14 protein-coding genes are annotated in these 20,078 nt (G+C 62.2%); 9 read left to right on the forward strand and 5 right to left on the reverse strand.

Going from position 1 to position 20,078, the window contains the following annotated elements:
• Window positions 1-13 precede the first annotated feature (13 nt).
• Both N6L25_RS01760 and N6L25_RS01765 read left to right on the forward strand, forming a co-directional pair.
• Window positions 14-220 (forward strand): DUF3565 domain-containing protein, encoded by a 207-nt coding sequence (locus N6L25_RS01760; protein ID WP_271977311.1) that lies wholly within the window; start codon window positions 14-16, stop codon window positions 218-220.
• 39 nt (window positions 221-259) lie between these two features.
• The gene (locus N6L25_RS01765) at window positions 260-2,314 is read left to right on the forward strand and encodes an ATP-binding protein (protein WP_271977312.1); all 2,055 of its coding nucleotides are present in this window, start codon (window positions 260-262) and stop codon (window positions 2,312-2,314) included.
• A gap of 27 nt (window positions 2,315-2,341) precedes the next feature.
• On the opposite strand, the gene N6L25_RS01770 is transcribed toward N6L25_RS01765, so the two are convergent.
• Complete coding sequence (locus N6L25_RS01770) at window positions 2,342-3,586, reverse strand: response regulator (RefSeq protein WP_271977313.1); 1,245 nt, start codon at window positions 3,584-3,586, stop codon at window positions 2,342-2,344.
• A 184-nt stretch (window positions 3,587-3,770) separates the two neighbouring features.
• On the opposite strand from N6L25_RS01770, the gene N6L25_RS01775 reads away from it, so the two are divergent.
• Window positions 3,771-4,838, forward strand: a complete 1,068-nt coding sequence (locus tag N6L25_RS01775) for a TRAP transporter substrate-binding protein (RefSeq protein WP_271977314.1) — start codon at window positions 3,771-3,773, stop codon at window positions 4,836-4,838.
• Between the two features lie 25 nt (window positions 4,839-4,863).
• On the opposite strand, the gene N6L25_RS01780 is transcribed toward N6L25_RS01775, so the two are convergent.
• From N6L25_RS01780 to N6L25_RS01790, 3 genes are all read right to left on the reverse strand, one after another.
• Window positions 4,864-7,809: an ATP-binding protein gene (locus tag N6L25_RS01780; RefSeq protein WP_271977315.1), complete on the reverse strand. Its 2,946-nt coding sequence runs from the start codon at window positions 7,807-7,809 to the stop codon at window positions 4,864-4,866.
• Between the two features lie 130 nt (window positions 7,810-7,939).
• Window positions 7,940-10,240 (reverse strand): 5-methyltetrahydropteroyltriglutamate--homocysteine S-methyltransferase, encoded by a 2,301-nt coding sequence (metE, locus tag N6L25_RS01785; RefSeq protein ID WP_271977316.1) that lies wholly within the window; start codon window positions 10,238-10,240, stop codon window positions 7,940-7,942.
• 546 nt (window positions 10,241-10,786) lie between these two features.
• On the reverse strand, window positions 10,787-11,866 hold the full coding sequence (locus N6L25_RS01790; RefSeq protein ID WP_271977317.1) for a fatty acid desaturase: 1,080 nt from the start codon (window positions 11,864-11,866) through the stop codon (window positions 10,787-10,789).
• A gap of 141 nt (window positions 11,867-12,007) precedes the next feature.
• Here N6L25_RS01790 and N6L25_RS01795 point away from each other — a divergent pair, with 141 nt between their 5' ends.
• From N6L25_RS01795 to N6L25_RS01820, 6 genes are all read left to right on the forward strand, one after another.
• Window positions 12,008-13,042, forward strand: coding sequence for an AraC family transcriptional regulator (locus N6L25_RS01795; RefSeq protein WP_271977318.1), 1,035 nt, complete (start codon window positions 12,008-12,010; stop codon window positions 13,040-13,042).
• 140 nt (window positions 13,043-13,182) lie between these two features.
• Entirely contained in the window at window positions 13,183-14,751 is a 1,569-nt protein-coding gene (locus N6L25_RS01800) for a mucoidy inhibitor MuiA family protein (RefSeq protein WP_271977319.1), read from the forward strand.
• 44 nt (window positions 14,752-14,795) lie between these two features.
• Entirely contained in the window at window positions 14,796-15,647 is an 852-nt protein-coding gene (locus N6L25_RS01805; RefSeq protein WP_271977320.1) for a hypothetical protein, read from the forward strand.
• Between the two features lie 204 nt (window positions 15,648-15,851).
• Entirely contained in the window at window positions 15,852-17,186 is a 1,335-nt protein-coding gene (locus tag N6L25_RS01810; protein ID WP_271977321.1) for a sphingomyelin phosphodiesterase, read from the forward strand.
• On the forward strand, window positions 17,186-18,202 hold the full coding sequence (locus N6L25_RS01815) for a lipase secretion chaperone (RefSeq protein ID WP_271977322.1): 1,017 nt from the start codon (window positions 17,186-17,188) through the stop codon (window positions 18,200-18,202). The genes N6L25_RS01810 and N6L25_RS01815 overlap by 1 nt, the downstream gene beginning before the upstream one ends.
• A gap of 132 nt (window positions 18,203-18,334) precedes the next feature.
• The gene (locus tag N6L25_RS01820; RefSeq protein WP_271977323.1) at window positions 18,335-18,577 is read left to right on the forward strand and encodes a YdcH family protein; all 243 of its coding nucleotides are present in this window, start codon (window positions 18,335-18,337) and stop codon (window positions 18,575-18,577) included.
• Between the two features lie 114 nt (window positions 18,578-18,691).
• Here N6L25_RS01820 and N6L25_RS01825 read toward each other — a convergent pair whose 3' ends face one another.
• Window positions 18,692-20,053: a DUF1329 domain-containing protein gene (locus tag N6L25_RS01825; RefSeq protein ID WP_271977324.1), complete on the reverse strand. Its 1,362-nt coding sequence runs from the start codon at window positions 20,051-20,053 to the stop codon at window positions 18,692-18,694.
• Window positions 20,054-20,078 lie beyond the last annotated feature (25 nt).

The raw sequence follows: 20,078 nt of genomic DNA on the forward strand, positions 1-20,078 counted from the left end.
GGGAGGTCCGCCCGTGCGACAACCGATCACCGGCTACCATTTGGACGATGAACACCACTGGGTGGCCGAGCTAGTCTGCGGCCACAACCAGCACGTCCGCCACGACCCGCCCTGGATCAATCGGCCCTGGGTTACCACCGAGGCCGGGCGCAGGCGGCAGCTGGGCACTGAGCTGGATTGCCGCAAATGCGATGAGGGCGCTGCAAAAGATCGCCTGTGATCCTAAGTCGCTGACGAAATGCCCAATACCGACTAAGCTATGGCGACAGACCGGCAGCGCCAGGCGGGGCAGGCCGGTTCAGCCGAGTTCTGGTGTTGCTTTAACGGAGCCGTAACCGAACATGGAATTGCCACTCACTTCGAGCGTTGTATTGGTGCCAGTGCCAAGGATGCGGAGCATTCCGGGGGTGGCTACGCTGTGAGAGCCTCTCTCTGGGCCGCTCGGACCTGCGTCATCCTGGCCACCCTGTTGGGCGCCTACATACTCGACCGCCAAAATTACCAGGCCTTTATCGATCAAGAGCGCGTTGATGTCACACGCCAATTAGCCGTGCTGCGGGCGCGGCTCGAAGGCAGCATCAACGAGAACATCCAGACCATCCGGGGACTGGTGGCGGTGATCGCCACCGAGCCGGCCATGGATCAGCCCCGCTTTGCCGAGATTGCCGAGGTGGTGTTGCAGGATCGTCAAGAACTGCGCAACATCGCCGCCGCCCCGGATATGGTGATCCGGCTGATGTATCCCTTGGCAGGCAACGAAGAGGCGGTCGGCCTTGACTATCGCAGTAACGCCGCCCAGTGGCCCAAGGTGAAACAGGCGGCGGAATCGGGCCACCTGGTGCTGGCCGGCCCGGTGAATCTGGTTCAGGGCGGGCAGGGCTTTATCGGCCGGGTACCGGTGTTTTCCCGCTCCCAGGATCGTGTCCAAGACCGGTTCTGGGGATTGGTGTCGGCGGTGATCGACGTGCCGGCGCTGTATCAGGTTGCTGGCCTCAACGACGTTGGCGAGTTGAGGGTGGCTCTGAGGAGAACCGGTGATGAGGGTGAGCCCGCAGAGGTGTTTTTCGGCGATGCTCAGATCTTCGCCCAAAGCCCAACGGTACTTCCGGTGCCAGTGGCTGGCGGGCTCTGGGAGATCGCGGCAGTGCCGAGCGGGGGCTGGCCGAGCCAGGCTGACAATGTTGTGAAATTTCGCTCCCTGCTGGTGGGGGCAGCGTCGCTGATTTTATTGCCGGGGATCTGGCTCACCGTCTCAATCCAGCGAGCGCGCACCAGCCAGCAGCGCCTGCAGGCCCTGTTTGAGTTGTCGCCCATGGGCATGGCGTTGATTGATCGGCGAACTGGCAATTTCGTGCAGCTGAATCAGGCCCTGCTTACCATGTCCGGATTTGCCGCTTCCAGGCTGGAGACCAAAGGCATTGGCCAGATTCTTCTGGAGCCGAATCAGGGCTACCCCTGGCAGGGTTTGCGGGATGGGGACCGCTTTGGCCCGTTGGAATTCCAGTGCTTACGTCAGCGGGGGGAGCCCCTGCCGGTGCTGCTGGCCGGCGTCCTGCTGCGGGATGCCAGCGGCAGCAAGCTGGTGTGGGCGGTGGTACAGGACATTGCCGAACAGAAACGGGTGGAGCGGATGAAAAGCGAATTTGTCGCCACCGTCAGCCATGAGTTGCGCACCCCGTTGACCTCCATAGCCGGCGCGTTAAAGCTCATTAGTGAAGGACTGCTGGGCGAGCTGCCGGAAAAAGCCCAGCAAATGGTGGGCATTGCTCAGAAAAACAGCGAGCGGCTGACGCACCTGATCAATGACCTGCTGGACATGGATAAGCTGATCTCAGGCAAGATGAGCTTCCAGGTGCGTGCCTGCCCGCTGGCGGTGCTGATGAAGTCGAGCCTGAATGGCATTTCCGCCTATGCCCAGGACCATGATGTGGTTCTGAAGTACGACAACCAGGCCGGCACCGTGACGGTCCGAACGGATGAGATCCGTTTCCAGCAGGTGATGGACAACCTGTTGTCCAACGCCATCAAGTTTTCACCCGCCGGAGGCCAGGTCTCGGTGGTGGCGACGCAGTCAGACCGGGAGGTGCAGATTGCGGTGTGCGATCAGGGACCGGGCATCCCCGAAGCGTTCCATGGCTACATTTTCGAGAAGTTCGCCCAGGCCGACGGTTCCGATCGTCGGGTCAAAGGGGGCACCGGACTGGGGCTGGCGATCACCCGTGGCCTGCTGCAGCAGATGGACGGATCCATCCGCTTTGAAACCCGGGCAGGCGAGGGCACCTGTTTCTATATTACGTTACCCAAGGCCCCCTAAGGAGCGCTTCCCTCCGTGCCTGGCCGGTCAGGACGGGAGGGGCGCTGTCGCCGACTGGCTGGCCAGTTGGAGCAGCTTGCGCTGGCGGCGGGAACGCCGGGCACGCGCCGTTACCGTGGCGATCAGGTAATCCGTCGCGACCGGCTTGGGCAGAAATTCATCGCCACCCAGCCCGATGATGGACAGGCGCCGCCAGGGATCGGACTCAGCCGACAGGAACAGCACCGGCAGGGTGTCATGGCGCTCATCTTCGCGTATCAGGGCGGCCAGCTCCGCTCCGCTCACCTCCGGCATATTGAGATCGAGGATCAGCACGTCAGGCTGGAACTGCTCAAGCTGGTTCAGGGTTTCCAGCGGCCGGTTGACGGTGAGGGCGTTCATGCCGGCACGGCTCAGAATCAGGGCATAGGCAGCGAGCACATCGGCATCGTCGTCCACCATCATTACCCGGTAGGGTTGTTCCGGAACCCGCTGTGACAGCTCGTCGGCCCAGCGAACCAGTTGCCGGGTATCGAGCGGTTTGGTCAGGTAGCGGGTGGCGCCCGCGCGCAGCGCTGCCAACCGTGCATGTATGTCCTTCATCACTGAGACAAACACCACAGGCGGGAGTTGTTCATGCTCCTGTTTCAGCTCCAGGATGCGATCGGCACCGCCGTACTGGTCGCCGTCGAAGCGCATGTCCATGACAATGAGGTCTGGCCTTTCAAGGCTGGCGTACAAGTCCGCGTAGATGGTCACTGAGTTGAATACCGAGACTCGGTAGCCGGCTTTGCTCAGGGTACTCTGGATCAACTCGACCTGGATCGGATCGTCGTCCACCACGTGGGCCGAGTACTGGGATTTTGCCGGCGGGCTCAGCGGCTCATCGCCGTCGACAATTCCGATGCCAGCGTCAAAAGGCGGCAGTTGGCACTGGCGCAGCTCTTCGGTCATTTTGCGTAACTGGTTGATGCGGTCTTGACTTGGCCAGCTGGAGGCGCGGAAGGTATCGTCAATCAGTTCGGTCATCTGACGGGCCTTGGCGCTCACTCGGGCCACACCGAAAGTGCCGGCCGCGCCGATCAGCTTGTGCAGGCGCTGGTGTAACTGCTCCAGACAGGCCAGCACCTGGGAAATATTGCGTTGGTCGAGGCTGTTGTGCAGATCCAGCAGGGCGCTCTGGATGGCGTCGATACGTTGTGGCAACTCGGCTAGAAAGTGCTTACGGAGCTTGGCAAGCTGGGCCGTTGCAGAGGGGGGCAGTGTGGTCTTCTGGGTTCCGGTTTCTTCCATGGCGGTAACGCGGCTCCATGCGAATAGATATCACTATCCTCAAGCGTAGCCCACTGTGCCGTCAAGTGCCGAATCTTGTTGCTGTTGATTTATCGGAACCGCCGCTTCAGAGCAGGCCGATTCGCCGCTAGAATGTCCGCCACTCCACAACTTACCGCTCAACATCGATCACTAGGGGGAATTCATGAAGGCATTGCGCATTGTCGCTGTGACACTGCTGGCGTTGTTTGCCAGCGTGCCGGTCCAGGCCGAGCGAACCCATACCCTGAGACTGGCCGAGACCTGGGGGCCTAATTACCCCATTCTTGGGGACGCCACCCGTCACATGGCGGCCATGGCGGAAACCATGTCCGGCGGCCGCCTGCGCATTCGGATCGATTCGTCCAACAAGCACAAGGCACCGTTTGGCATCTTCGACATGGTCAAGGCCGGTCAATACGATATGGGCCACACCGCGTCGTATTACTACAAGGGCAAGATTCCCAACGCCATGTACTTCACCACCGTGCCCTTTGGCATGATCGCGCCGGAACAATATGCCTGGTTCTACTTCGGTGGTGGCATGGAGCTGATGGCGCAGGTCTACGCCCCCCACGGCCTGCTGTCGTTCCCGGGCGGCAATACCGGTAACCAGATGGGCGGCTGGTTTCGCGATGAAATCACCTCAATGGCGGACCTGCAGGGGCTGAAAATGCGTACCCCCGGTTTTGCCGGCGAAGTCATGGCGGAACTAGGCGTGGCGGTCACCAACATCCCTCCCGGCGAGCTCTACACCGCCCTGGAACGGGGCACCATCGACGCCCTGGAGTGGGTGGGGCCAGCCCTGGATTTCAATATGGGTTTCCACCAGATCGCCAACTACTATTATTCCGGCTGGCAGGAGCCGGGGGCGGAAGTGCAGTTCCTGATCAACGAGCGCAGCTGGAATCAGTTGCCGGCGGACCTGCAGGAGATTCTTCGGGTCGCCATGCGTACTGCGGCGTACGACATGTACATCCAGAGCACCCATGAAAGTGGCGTGGCCTGGGACCGAATGAAGGACGAATACCCGGGCGTGACCCACAAGACCTTCCCGCCGGAGGTGATCGAGGCACTGCGTGCCGCCACCGGCAAATTGCTGGCGGAGGCGGCCGAAGGGGACCCGTTGGCCAGCAACATCATTCGTTCCCAGCAGGACTACCTGAACCGAATCCGGCGCTGGACCAACATCTCCGATCGCGCCTATCTGAACACTGTGGCTCCGGTGGAATAAGGCGCGAGCGCAAGCTGGCAGCTCGCTAGTTGTTCCCGCTACGGTGCAGTCGGGTTTCCAGCGCTGACAGCAGCACGTCAATGGAGACCTGCGCCTTGGTGAATGCCGCTTCCACCAGATCCAGCTCGCGGTGTGAGATCGCTTCGCCGGAGAGGATGACCACATGGGCCTGGGGTTGCTGCCGGTAAATGTCGGGAAGCAATTGCCAGCCGTTGCCGTCCGGCAGGCCAAGATCCAGAACAACCAATTGGAACTGGCCTTCCGTCAGGCACTTACGGGCTGCCGCTACGCTGGTGGCCTGAACAATTTCAAAACGATCCTTTGCCGTGGCGCGAATGACGTTGATCAGGTCCTCGTCGTCGTCCACATGCAGGACACGAGGCTTTTGGGGAGTCTCCTCGGTTAGCATCTGATCAAGGGGCGTCGGCACGGTATCTTTGGGAACGGGGGGGGATAAGGCTTGGGCATCGAAACCCTCGACGTGATCGGCCAGCGGCAGGGTGATGTGGAAGGCCGTTTCCTGGCCCGGCGCCGAATCGAAGTGAACGTAGCCACCCATGTGTTCCACCAGTTCCCGGGTGATGGCCAGGCCAAGTCCGGTGCCGCCTTGCTGGCGGGTATCGGAGGCATCGGCCTGGGCGAACTTGGCGAATATCTTACGACGGAACTGGGCCGGTATGCCCGGCCCCTGGTCGATCACCGACAGTGTAGCCGCCGCCGCGGACGCCATCACCCGGATCCGGACCACGCCGCCATCCGGAGAGAACTTGATGGCGTTGGATAACAGGTTGGACATTGCCTGCATCAGACGTCCCCGATCCACCTTGATGTCGACATCCGGAACCGGCTCATCGGCCACCAGGCTGACCTTGCGGTCGCCGGCATAGGGTTGATTCTGATCGATGGCCTCCCGCACCAGGCCGGGCAGGCTATGGCGCTTGAGGGTAAAGTCCAGGCGGCCGCTGACGATCTTCTGGAAATCCAGCAAGTCATTGACCAGGTGGGTCAGACGCTTGGAATTGCTTTCGGCAATGGACAGCATCTTGTTCATCGATTCGGGGACCTCGCCCACCTTGCCGCTGGCCATGAGCGCCAGCGAGCCGGCGATGGAGGTCAGGGGTGTCCGCAGCTCGTGGCTGACGGTGGCGATGAATTCGTCTTTGAGATTGTCTATGCGCCGGCGTTCGCTGATGTCGATGGCGATGCAAACATAGCCCGAAATACCCCCATCACGCCCGGTTATGGCGGTGACAATCAATGATACCGGCACCGGATGGCCGTCCTGGTGGATATAGGTGCAATCGCTAATTTCAGCTTCACCCTGGCCCGCCTTGGTGATGAAGGTCTGGAAACCGGCGACCGGGTGGCCCAGCGCTTCGCTCAGCTGCTGGCTGCGTTGCGCCAGTTCACCAGGATCGTGCAGCAGCACCGGGGTTCTCTTGCCCACCATTTCCTCGGCCGGGTAACCCAGCAGGCGTTCGGCCCCTTGATTGAAAATGGTGATGATGCCCTGGCTGTCGGTGGCGATGATCGACACTTCCGTTGCGGCCTTCAGGACACTGTTCAGCAAAGTGTTGGTGTAGGTGATCTGGGAGGTCTGCTCTTCGACCTGTTGCGCCAGTGAGGCCCGGCTCCGGTTCAGGTTGCCGAAGGATTCCGACAGCGCATGGGAGACGGTGGTGAGCGACTTGGCCAGGCCGTCGTACTCCCGCAGGATACTGCGCGGCATGGTGGCGGTCTGGCCCTCGGTTACCCGCTCGGTGAGCGCCCGGCTGGCCTGGGTCAGTTGGCTGAGCGGGCGGGTGAGCCAGTGGCTCAGCAAGCGGGCTGCGAGCGTGCCCAGCATCACAATGGCGAACAGGATCGCCAGCAACGTCAACTGATTGACCCGCAGCCGCTCAACCACCGGACGGGCGGGTAATTCCAGCACCACCGCCGCCAGTCCGGGCAGGTTGTGCAGCTCGACCGTGGTGCGATAGGCCCCGGACTGCCAGCGTTTGAGGTCGTGGGCTTCATCCAGTGGCAGCCAAAGACTCAAATCGTCCGAGCGCTTGATCAGTTCGCCGTGTGCCCGGTCGAGGCTGATGAGTGGGCCCAGCCGGCTGACGGTTTGGCCAATGTGGTCCAGCACCGCGATGCCCATGTCTGGCCGGGTTTGGGTGCGCTCGAGGTAATAGTTCAGCGGCGGGGCAACGCGGCCAGTGTCCTGTTCCAGCCAGTCGGCGAGAAAATGGGCCTGTTCCTTGAGGCGCTCGGCCACGAACTGTTCCTGCACCTTTTGTGCGCGCACGCCCTCAAAGGCGATCGGCAGGGTGCCGGCGAGAGCGATCCCCAACAGCAGGGCGATAAACAGGACCTCGGCAAAGCCAAAACGACTGCTGCGAAACAGGCTGGGCTTGCGCATGAGGCCCAGCGCCCCAAGGACGATCAGGGACGCCAGCAGGGCGTTGATGACGCCGTTAAGCGGTTGCTTGAGGGCTATCAGTACGGTGGTGGACCAGCCATTGTCCATCACGAAATAGTAAAAAATGACCACCAGCGGTATGCCGCAGAGCAGCCAGTACACCATGTCCGCCACCACCAGGTTGTAGCGGTAACGACGGTGGAGCAGCCCCACCACCAGGGCTTCCAGGCTGAAAATGACAAACGCGTAGGGGTGCCCCCAAAGCGACAGGGTGACGAGGCTGCCTGCCATGGCCACCGCAACGGCGGCCGGCACGCTCAGGGTGAGCACGGCGAGCATCGCCGCCACCGAGCCGAAGATCAGGTAGACGTCGTACAGTACCGGGATATAGGCCAGATTGGCTAATGGCGCGAGGGTCATCAGCAGGAGCGTCAGCAGCAGTGTCGGTTTGGTCAGCCCTAGTCGTTGAGTGATGCCAGCCATGGTGAGTGAGCGCTCGGTTGCGTGAATGCCACGAGCATGCCGGTCATCGGAAGGGCGGCAAGTGGCGACGGTCAAGGACGCCACTGAACAACGTTAATCCTGGGCGACTCCTCAGCTAGCATAGTCGCTCTGGTGCCATTTGTAGCAATTGTAGGCGGATTTCTTCAGGCGCAGGGTTGGGGCGGGAAACTCCCGCCCGCTGAAGGTGTGACGGTTAGCCGAAGCGGGACCGCAGCGCCTGAGCCGCGGCGACCAGGTTGGCCAGTGCGGGCTCCACTTCCGGCCAGCGTCGGGTTTTCAGGCCGCAGTCCGGATTGACCCAGAGTCGCTGGGCGGGGATCTTCTCCGCCGCTCTGGCCATCAACGCCACCATCCATTCGGTTTGCGGCAAGTTGGGACTGTGGATGTCGTAGACCCCAGGGCCGATCTCGTTCGGGTAATCGAAGTCCTGGAAGGCGTCCAGAAGTTCCATGTTGGAGCGCGAGGTTTCTATGGTGATCACATCCGCATCCAGTTCGGCGATGGACTCAATGATATCGTTGAACTCGCTGTAGCACATGTGGGTGTGGATCTGGGTGCTGTCGTCGACCACCGCGGCGCTGAGGCGGAAACTGTCCACCGCCCAGCGCAGGTAACTGCGCCATTGACTGCGTTTGAGCGGTAGCCCCTCCCGTAGCGCCGGCTCGTCGATCTGGATGATGCGAATGCCCGCGCTTTCCAGATCGGCGACTTCATCGCGCAACGCCAGCGCTATTTGTTTGCAGGTGGTCTCCCGCGGCTGATCGTCGCGCACAAAAGACCACTGCAGGATGGTGACCGGGCCGGTGAGCATGCCCTTCATCGGCTTGTCGGTCAGCGACTGGGCGTACTGGCTCCAGGCCACGGTCATCGGCTGCGGGCGGGAAACGTCACCGTAGATGAGCGGGGGCTTGACGCAGCGGGAACCGTAGCTCTGCACCCAGCCGTTGCGGGTGAAGGCAAAGCCCTCCAGTAGTTCGCCGAAGTATTCGACCATGTCATTACGCTCGGCCTCGCCGTGCACCGGTACGTCCAGTCCCAGCGCTTCCTGGCGCTCGATGCAGTAGCGGATCTCCCGTTGCATCGCCGCTTCGTAGTCCACGGCAGCCAGTTGGCCGGCCTTGAAGTTGCGCCGGGCCTTGCGGATCTCCTCGGTCTGGGGGAACGAGCCGATGGTGGTGGTGGGGAACAACGGCAGCTTGAGCCAGGCGTGTTGGGCCTTGGCCCTCTGTGGGTATGGGTTGGCGCGGACAAACTGGGTGGCGGTGATGGCGGCGACCCGTCGTTTGACGTCGTCCCGGTGGATGCGGGTGGAATCGCGGCGAGCGGCAATGGCGGCTTGATTGTCGGCCAGCGCCTGCTCATCACACACGCTCAGCGTTCCGGCCACTGTACGGGCCAGCAGGGTGACTTCATCGAGCTTCTGGCGGGCAAAGGCCAGCCAGTTGCGCAGTGCCTCATCGAGCCGGTCTTCCGCGCTCAGGTCATGGGGCACGTGCAGCAGCGAACAAGAGGGCGCCAGCCACAACCGCTCGCCCAGGCGCTCATGGGCCTCGCGCAGGTTGTCCCGTTGGGCGCTTAGGTCGCTCTTCCAGATGTTACGGCCATCGACCACCCCGGCGGACAGCACCTTGTGGTGGGGCAGGCGGTCGAGCACACTGGCCAGTTGGCCGGCACCGCGCACCAGATCGATGTGCAGACCGGCGACCGGCAATCCACAGGCCAGGCTGACGTTCTCGTCCAGGCTGCCGAACCAGGTGGCCAGCAGCAGCTTGGCTGGCGTGGACTGGAGCTGGTTGTAGGTGGTTTCGAAGGCCTGGCGCCAGGCTGTGGGCAGTTCCAGCGTCAGGATCGGCTCGTCGATCTGTACCCACTCGGCACCGGCACTGGCCAGCCGGGCCAGCAGCTCACCGTAGGCCGGTAGTAGGTTGGGCAGCAAGGCCAGCCGATCGGCATGGGTCTGCTCGCCGCCGCTGAAAGTCTTGCCGATCCACAGGTAGGTCAGTGGCCCGGGAATCACCGCCTTGACCCGGTGGCCGGCGTCACGGGCCTCCCGCACTTCGTCTTCGAGCCGGTTGTTGCCGAGGGTAAACCGTTGGTCGGCCTGGAACTCCGGCACCAGGTAATGGTAATTGGTGTCGAACCACTTGGTCATCTCGCAGGCCGCCGCCGGCTGGCCGCTGGGGGCGCGGCCACGGGCCATGCGAAAGTAGGTGTCCAGGTCGTCGGCCGCCGCGTCGTGACCGAAGCGCGGCGGTATCACGCCCAGGGCCTGGGACAGGTTCAGGATGTGGTCGTAGAAGGCAAAATCGCCAACGCTGACGTAGCTCAGCCCAGCGGCTTGTTGCTCCGCCCAGTGTCGCAGGCGCAATTCCCGTCCGCTTTGTTCCAGTTGCTGCTGGCGGATGTCGCCGGACCAATAGGCTTCGACAGCCTGCTTCAGTTCGCGGCGCACGCCGATTCGGGGGTAGCCCAAAGTGTGGGTAGTCAGGGTCATGATGGTTCCTTTGCCATGAGTCGTCAGTTGTCGGCGATCATCTTAGGCGAGCCCCCTGTTTAGTCAGAATCAAATTGCTATGGATAATCATGAGTGGAATTCATGATGGAGTGGGCGGTGCCGGGCCTGGTTTGTAGGGCTGGTATGGCCAAGCTGAAATGCCAAACTACTCACGACCGACTGTGCGGAAGGGTGTCAATTTCCCAAATAGTAATGATAATAGATTGCATTTGTGGCAAGGCTGAACCATAGTGCATTAGGACGTAGAGTCAGCAAGGAGGTTCAGATATGGGTGAATCGGTGGTGTTGATGGCGGGAAGCCCCCGCACGCTCTGTAGCGCCTGGCAGCGGCTCAGACAGTCGCAACCGCGGTCATCCGGTCGCCGCAACCGGGCGGCGCCAGAAAAGCCGCAACGGTCGTCGCCGGCCGCTCGATGATGACCTTACGGATGGCGACGCCGGCGGGTGATTGGGAGGTTCTGGGCTCAACCCCGTCCGGGTGCGGCGCACGGCGAGCGGGGTTGGTCACGGCGTGGCAACAGGGGCTTAACTGCGCACGGCTTCGAAGAACCGATTGGCCCGGCGGAAGGTGCCGAAGTCATTGAAGCGTACGCCCATGTCCCGCATCACCTTGTGGGCGGTGGGGGCGGTCCACTGGCGAATGTAGAACGGTTCCCGCACCGCGAAGTGGTGAATGGCGTGGGTGCTGCCGAAGTTGAAGCAGAACAGCTGCATGGGCATCAGCCACCAGGGATTGAGCACCTGGCACTGTTGCATCACGTTGCGAGCCTCGACATCACCGTAGTAGTGCATGTTGGAGCTGATGAAGTGCAGACAAAAAGTACGCAGCAGTGATGGCAGCATGTACACCACGGCGGCGACGTTGAGCACGGCCAGGGCATCGGCCAGCGGCGCACTGAGGGCGATGGGTTGACCCAGCAGCTCGGCACCGATCAGCACTGTATTGGCCACCACCCAAGTGTGGAACGCCAGGTAATAGAGGTTGCCGATGGGCAGGTAGGAGGTCAGCTGCACCAGGCTCAGGCGACGCACTTCGGCCCGGTCCTTGGGTTTTTGCGAACGGATGTAGGCGCGGTTGGCGCGGATCATTTCGAACGGCCGCATCACCACCGCCAGCATATTATCCCCGGTCATCAGGAAGCGGCGCAGGCCCCAGCGCTCGCCGTTGGTGATGCCCCGTTCCTCCAGGTCACTTTCGGTACCGGAAAACTTATGGTGATGCAGGTGCAGCTTGCGGCGGACGAACGGGTTGATGGTACTGGCTCGGGCCACCCAGCCCACCGCCAGCATCAGGTTGTTGATCCAGGGGCGGTTTTTGAAATACATCAGGTGGATCAGGTCGTGCTCCAGTTCATGGATGAACGACGCGAAAATGGCGGTGACCGGCACGCAGAGCCACCAGGGAATCAGGTCGGCGACATAGAGCCAGCCGCTGCCGATCATACCCAGTACGGACACGATCATGATGGTGGCGCCAATCACGTTCTGGTGCCGCAGCCAGGGGTGGCGCTGGCGGAGTTCCTGGCCAGCGCTCAGTACCGTCTTGCGGATGTGCTCGGTTTTCTGGGTGTCGGTCATGGTGGCGACGTCTGAGGGCGTGATCATTCCCTTTCCTCCGTTGTTTTCAGTATTTTTTCGATGGGGAAACTGTGATGGGGTAATTGTATGGCCGGGTGGGCGCCGAGCGGCTATGATTCGATGTCAGAAAGTGATCATTTGACGCCAAATTGTCTGCGAGACGCCCCGATGTCGAATTTGTCCAAGTCCGGTGCCATTCCCACGGTGCCCGGCTCCTACGTGTTGTTGTTGGCGGATGTGGTCTCACGCTGGCATTTTTCCATGGACACCCTGCTGGAAGGCTCCCAGATCCATCCCGATCAGCTGCTGCGCAGTGACTGTCGGATTGAGCTGCCGCGCTTTTCCGCTCTGATCAAACGCGCCGTGGAACTGACCGGGGAGCCGGGGCTCGGTTACCATCTCGGCCTGCAGATGAAGGTGTCTTACCACGGCCTGATCGGTCAGGCGGCGATGGTGGCCCAGACCATCGGGGAGGCGGTGGATATCCTGCGGCAGTATTACCAGCTGCAGTCCTCGATTCTTTCCATCAGTCTTGAGCGGCAGGAAGACCGGGTCACCCTGGTCTTCGAGGAGAACGATTTACAGTACCCACTCGGAAGGGTGGGCGCTCAGTTCCTGATGCTGGGGTTTGCCACCATGGGCGAGAGTCTGACCGGGCAGCCAATGACCGGCGAGGGCTACGTTCGTTTTTCCCGCCCCGACTACTTCGATCGTTACCAGCACCTGTTGCCGGGCAAGGTGCGTTTCAATCAGCCCTTCAACGGCTTGGTGTTTCCGGCCGAACTGATGGAGCGACCGCTGGTGATGGCCGATCCTATCGCTGCCCGGCTGGCCCGGGAACAGTGCAAGCAGGAACTGAACCGGTTGATGGCCGAGCCGTCCATGGCGCAGCTGGTGCGGGACCTGGCGTTCGATGAGGTGCAGGGATTTGCCACGCTGGAAGACGTGGCCGCCAAGCTGCACCAGTCCCCCAGGACGCTGCAGCGACGGCTGGGGGTCGAGGGTGTGACCTATCGTGAGCTGGTGGAGCAGATCCGCCGGGACAAGGCTCTGAGGCTGATCCTGGCCGGCAGTCACAGCGTCGGTCAGGTGGCGGACCTGCTGGGGTATGGCGACGTCACCAACTTCAGCCGTGCGTTTCGGCGTTGGACCGGAGCGTCGCCTCGCTCGTATCGCCAGCAGCAGGAAAGCTCCAAAACGTGACTGACAATTCTGTAATCCACAAATGTCCTGTCTCGCGGTATGTTGCAGCTATGCTCAATGAGGAGCTGCGGTCACCCGGTGTAGCGGGCGGACTTCGGCTTCGTTCCGAATGACATCCAACCGAGACGCAAGGGAGCCCTATGCAAAGGACGCGGCTTTACGTATTACTGGCGGCCTGGCTGCCGCTGCCAACGCTGGCCGAAGTCACTGCGGTGACGCTGTATCCAAATCAGGCCGCCATCACCCGGGAAGAGCCGGCTCAGCTCGTCGCAGGGGCGGGCACGGTCGAGATCCGCAACCTGCCGGCCGGGCTGATTGACCGCACCCTGCGGGTGGCGGTGCTGGGTGACCCGAGCGCCCTGGTGCGGGAAGTGAACCTGGTGAGTGAGCAAACCACCGAGGCCCAGGCCAGTAAGCTCAAAGAGCTGCGCACGGCGCTGCAGGCGGTCACCGACGACATCCGGGCCCAGGATGACGCCATCCGGGCCTGGCGCTACCGACTCGATCTGCTGGATCGGCTCACCACCGGCAATGGCGAGGCGCCGTTGCCAGACGACATAGACGCGACGGCGGACAGCCTGTTCCAGCAGGCGGAACAGTCCCTGAGTAATATCCGCCGGATCGAGCAGGACAAGCGCACCCTGGTGGAAGAGCAGGACCGGATTCAACGGGAGCTGGATGCCCTCCAGGACGTACCCAGAGTGGTTAAGCACCTGAGCGTCGGTTACAGCGCCGAGCGGGCAGTCGATGTGACCCTCCAGATTCAGTACCAGACCCGCCACGCCGGCTGGGCCAGTGCCTACGAGGCTCGCCTGGATACCGACAGCAGCGAGTTGCGGCTGGTGCATCAGGCGGTGGTACACCAGAATACCGGCGAGGACTGGCGCGAGGTGCAACTGGCCCTGTCCACCGCCAATCCGGACGTGGGTGGACGTCTGCCCGACCCGCCGCCCTGGATTCTCCTGCCGCCGCCACAACCGCTGATGGGCAAGGCCATGGAGGCCGATGAGATCAGCCTGAGTGCCGCCCCGGCGCGGGAGGAGCGCAGTCGGGCCCAGGTCCAGCAGGCGACCCTGGTGACCAACGGCTTGACCCAACATTATCAGGTGCCCGGCGCGCTCAGCCTGGGCGACGGTACCCGCGACAAGCGTCTGACCGTGAGCAGTTACGAGTTACCCGCCAAGGTCAGCCGACGCATGGTGCCGGCGCTTGCCAGCCTGGGATATGTCTATGGCGAAGCCACCTATCAGGGCGAAAGCACGCTGCCGCCGGCGCAGGCGTCACTGTTCCAGGATGGCCAGTACGTCGGTCAGGCCTGGCTGCAACAAACCGAGCCGGGAACCCCGATCGCGCTGTCCTTCGGTGTCGATGACCGGGTAACGGTCAAGGTAATCCGCGATCAGGATCAGCGCGGCGAGAAGGGGCTGATCAGCGAAGAGCCCTATCTGGAGCGGGTCAACCGATTCGAAATCAGCAACGCCCACGACCGGCCCATCGATATCCGGGTCCTGGACCGGTTGCCGGTGTCTCGCCATGACGACATCGAGGTGAGCTATCAGGACATCACCACCCCCTACCAGGAACACGTGGACGACAAGCCCGGCATCATCGCCTGGGACCGGGTGATCGCGCCCGGCCGCACCATTACCCTGACGGCGGGCTTTGAGGTGAGGGTGCCTGAGGGCCAGACGTTGCCCCCGCTGCCCTGAGTTACTGACCGCACAGCCGATGACCCGGCCAATGAGACGTACCGGTGCGATTGATCCTCAGTCGAAAGGGCTTTGATTCCTCTGCCGGGGGCGGCCCCAGCCCCCTGTTTCCCGATGGCAGCGTGTATGCGCTGCCCATTCCCGATCAACGATCCCGCATCCGCTACCGGGATATTCGGCATCAGGGTCTCAACGTGGGGGAGTTGCTGGTCGGGCTGACCGGCGACGCAACCCGCGCTGACGCTGGCGCGCACCTGGACCCGGACCTGATCGCCGACAGCTACCCCCGTCGGCCGGGGTGGCGACCGCTGCTGGGGCAAACCGGCACGGCCCAAAGCCACCTCCGCAACCAGGGCGTGACCACCGGAGATGTGTTTCTGTTTTTTGGTCTGTTGCGGGCGGCGGAGCCGGTCGGTGGCCGCTGGCGCTTCGTCAGGGCTGCCAAGCCGTTCCACGGGCTGTGGGGCTGGCTGCAGATCGGTGACATCATCACGGTGGATGACCTGGCCGCGGCCGAGCTGCCCTGGGTGCGTTACCATCCGCACCTGCATGGTACAGCGGACCCCAACAACACCCTCTATTTGGCGTCGCCGCACCTAACGCTGGCGGGGCAGGACACTGGCCTGGCCGGTGCCGGCACCTTCCCGGCCCTGGCGAGCGAACACAGGCTGACCGCTGCGGACGCCCCCTCGCCAACCCACTGGCAACTGCCCGCCGCCTTCTTCCCCGGTCCCCAGCAACGTCCGCTCAGCTACCATCACAACCGTGACCGCTGGACTCTGGAGGAAGACCGCTGCCGCTTGCGCTGCGCCGCCCGTGGCCAGGAGTTTGTGCTCGACCTGGCCGATTACCCTGGCGTCGCCTCCTGGCTGCAGAGCCTGCTGGTTGGCCGTTGAGGCCGGTCGCCCGGGCGCAGCAAAAAATGAGACTTGATTCATAAATCCAATAACGAAACGTTCTGTCACGTTCTGATTCGTGGTTGTCTAATAAAGCGACAATGGGGCGTCCCGAACGACGTCGGGTCCGGTCCTGATTGCCGCTCTGTTTGTGACAGCAAACACGCCAACTAACGACAATAAGACAATAAAAAGGACAGCTGCATGTTTCATCGAGTCTTTCGGCACCCCCTGCCATGGTGCCTGGCCCTGCCTTGCTTGTTGGGCATGATGTCGGCCCAGGCCGACAGCTACGTTTACCTGACCAACTCCACCAGCGAAACGGTGCAGGTGCGTAGCTACCACTTCGGCGACGACACCCTGGTTGAGGGCAGCGAGTGGCGACAGGAGGCCACCGAGATTGCCCCCTACGCCACCGCCCGTGTGTTGGCGTTCAATCGCTACGAGGGTTTGAAAAGTGGCAAGACCTACCACTTTGAGACTCAGGTTACCGGCCAATCCTCCACCGTGACGTTGCAGCAGAAAATGCAGGGCACCTGGTATGGCAGCACCATCGAGCACAGCGCCAGCGGCAGTGATTTCAATGCGCCCTGGCAGGATGATCGCGACATCCACCGCCACGACAGCACTTACGATGGCCTGGCCAGCCGGGTGGCTTTCAAAGCCGACTATACCGGTGGCTACGACGACTTCTACTACACCATCCGCAATGGTAACCAACCGGAGCCTCAGTCCGGCGACGATGCCCTCAAGGTGCTGACGTACAACATCTGGGCGCTGCCGATGCTGGCCAGCAACATCGGCGATCGGCTGGAGGAAATGCCTTCGGTGCTGCAGGGCTATGACGTGCTGCTGTTACAGGAGGCCTTTGCCTCCGCCAGCGAGGATCTGCTGCAGGCCCTGTCCAGTGACTATCCCTACCAGACCGAGATCCTGGATGAGCCGGGCTTCAATCTCTACAACGGCGGCGTGGTGATTGTCAGCCGCTACCCGATTGCGGCGACCGACTACCTGGTGTTCCAGGACTGTACCGGTACCGACTGCTTTGCCGACAAGGGCGTGGTGTATGCGGAGGTGATCCGGGATGGCAAGGCCTATCACGTGACAGCCACCCACACCGCCTCGTTCGACAGTGACGAGGCCCGTGCCTTGCGTCAACAACAGTTCCAGCAGATCCGCGGTCTGATCGATGGCAAGGGCATCCCGGCCTTCGATGCGGTGATGATGGGCGGCGACTTCAATGTGAACAAGCTGAAGTTCCCCGGCGACTACCAGCAAATGCTGGCCAACCTGGTGGCCTCCGCCCCGGAACCCACTGGCTACAGCCGTTCCACCTACGACCCTACGGTCAACCAGAATGCCGATGGTGAGCTGTCCCTGGGGGTGGAGTATCTGGATTATGTGGTGGTCAGCAACAGCCATCGTCAGCCCCAGCGGTCCCGTAACGATGTCCGGGTTCCCCGTTCGGACTCCGATGACCTCTGGGGCATCTGGGATCTGTCCGACCACTTCCCGGTGCTTGGCGATTTCCAGTTCTGATGAAGTCGCTCATCCTGATACTGGGCTCGGCGACGCTGATCGCCGGGCTCGGGTACGTGCTGATTCCCTCCCAGTCAGAGTCACCGGTACACCCGGACGTGGTCACAGTGGGAGCCCACGTTGCGCTGACCGTTGCACCCACGGTGTCTGGGCTGGATTCGCCTGCCTCGGTGCCGGCACGCAACGCCGGCACCGAAGCCGAACAGGGCCAGCAGGGCCGCCACGACCTCGCCCGGGACCGGCGGTTCCGGTATCTCCAGCAGTTGCAGACGGCGGGGGGCAATCTGCAACAGTGGTTCAACGAGTTACGGCAACGCTGCGGCGCTGAGGTGGTCGCCTGTCATGCCTTGCTGGGGCAAGAGTTGGAGGGCTACCCCGACGCGGATTTTGTCGATCAGCTGCGGGCCCTGTTACCCCGGTATCTTGGCTACGAACAGGCGATGTCGGCGCTGGTGATGTCTGGGGAGCTGCCGCCCGGTGACCGCTACCAGCGGATCGACGACTTACGGGTTGAACTGCTGGGCGAGGCCGGGGCGGAACTGCTGTTTGGCCAGGAGCGGGCCTGGGCGGCGTATCAGTTTGGCTATGAGGCGCTGCTCAACCAGGCGTCGGCCATGACCCCGGCTGCGCGGTTGCAGGCGCTGGAACGGCTGCGCCGACAAAGCTGGCAGGGCCATTTTGAGGCCTTGGCCAGCCTGGAGGGGGCTCACGGCGGCTATCGCCGGGACAAGGAACTGCTGTTGCGGGACGTGACCGACCACGACCAGCGGGCGGCAATGACGGCCGAGCTGCGGGTTAAACACTACGGTGAGGAAGAAGCCCGGGTGATCGCACTTCGGGAGGAGGAAATCAGCCTGCAACAGCAGCAGCGGGAGGGTTACCGGCAGGCCCGAATTGAGCTGCAACAGTCGTTGAACGCGCGTCGCAGCACCATGGACGAGGCCGCCTGGCAACGCCTCTATCAGGAGAGTCTGCAACAACTGCGCCGGCAGTGGTTCTCGGAATTGCCACAGTGACCCGCTTGTGGTTGTTTAAAAAATCACCACATCGGCTATCTTTTATATAGGGATGGTGGGTTGCCGGTCAGTCGTGGTGGAGTGCGGGTGCGGATGCAACCTGAAAGTCATCTACCAGCGAGGGAGTTCTGTATGTCTATCAGTGATCATGCCCTGAATGTCGATTTTCCTGATTTCCAACACGTCATTCTCGAACTGCGCAAATCCAATACCGCCTTCCGTGAACTCAGTGATCAGTACGACAAGCTCGACAAGAAAATCCGTGGCCTGGAGGTGCGGGAGGTGCCCACCGATGACCAACACTTCAATGAGATGAAAGTGGAACGGGCACATCTGAAAGACCAGCTGTATCGCCAGCTTTCCAACCGCTCCTGAGATCGGAGGGCCTCGTTCAATACGCTAGGCGGGGCGCCGGAATCGATGACATCCCCATGACGGAACCCTGCCTGCCCGGCTCACACCGGGCGGGCAGGCTTGCAACGCTCGCCGTTAGCGAACGCCCGCGCGGCGCAGGGCGGCCGGCGTGTACTCGTTGGACTTACGTTCGGTACCGTAGGTGTAGGGGTCGCTTTCCTCGTTGGTCAGACCCATAACCAAGTAGCGACCGGACAGCAGGTCGTACAGGGTTTCGAAGGCGTAAGCCGGAATGTTGGCGTCGTAAATCTGCATGGAGTGCGCCTCAGCCACCCGCCACAGGTTGCCACGGCCGTCGTAGTGGTCAACCACGGCTACTTGCCAGGTGTCCTCATCGATGTAGAAATCACGCTTGCCATAGATGTGACGCTCGCCGTCCTTCAGGGTAGCGGTCACGTGCCAGACCCGGTGCAGCTCGTAGCGGGCCTTGCTCTGGTCGATGTGACCCGGCTTGACGATGTCGTCGTAGCTCAGGGCGGGATCGGTCAGGCGGTAGGAGTTGTATGGGATGTACAGTTCCTTCTTGCCGTGCAGTTCCCAGTTGTAGCGGTCCGGCGCACCGTTAAAGAGGTCCAGGTTGTCAGAGGTACGCTGACCGTCGGCGGCGGTACCCGGGCCGTCGTAGGCCACGTTCGGCGCCCGGCGGACTCGACGCTGACCGGAGTTGTACAGCCAGGCGCGGCGTGGCTCTGCAACCTGGTCGATGGTCTCGTGCACCAGCAGCACGTTGCCCGCCAGCCGGCTGGGGGCGGTGATCGCCTGCTTGAAGTAGAACATCACGTTGGGATCTTCGCTGGGCTCGTAGTCGCCCAGTGCGACCCGCTCGGTGAAGTACTCGGTGAAACGCACCGGGCTGAAGTCGCCGTTCGGCTGCGGAGTCACCTGGGCGACGTTGCGGGTGAAGGAGCCGCCGCGGTAGCGGGTGAGATGGTTGAAGATCACCTCGAGGCCATTTTGCGGCATCGGGAACGGCGTGGCGGTCTGGTAGTTAGTCAGGCCGTTGCCGCTTTCCACCAGTGACACCTGAGTGGCGTTTTCGATGGTTTGCTGTTGCACCGCTTGTGGGTAGCTGGCGGTACGACGGGTCTCATAAACCGGAATGAAGTAATCGCTGTAGGCCTTGATGGTGGCAATCTGGCCCGGTGACAGGTTGTCGGCGTACTGATCGACGTTGCTGCGATCGATCTTGAACAGCATCTGGTCACCCGGGAACGGGTCGACGTAACGACCGTCGCCTTTATAGCCTGCCGGCGGGGTGGTCAGGCCACCGGTCCAGGCCGGAATGGCGCCACCGTTGCCGGCTTGCTCAGCGCCAATCGGGGTGAGGGTATCGCCCAGCTTGGCGGCTTCTTCCGCCGATACCGCTGCCAGGGCCTGGCCACTGAGGGCCAGGGAGCAAGCCAGTAAGCTGCTGGATAGCAGGTTGCGTCTGAACATGACGGTGTCTCCTTTGGTTTTTAGT

Source organism: Marinobacter sp. SS21 (genome assembly GCF_028369065.1).
GTDB lineage: Bacteria > Pseudomonadota > Gammaproteobacteria > Pseudomonadales > Oleiphilaceae > Marinobacter.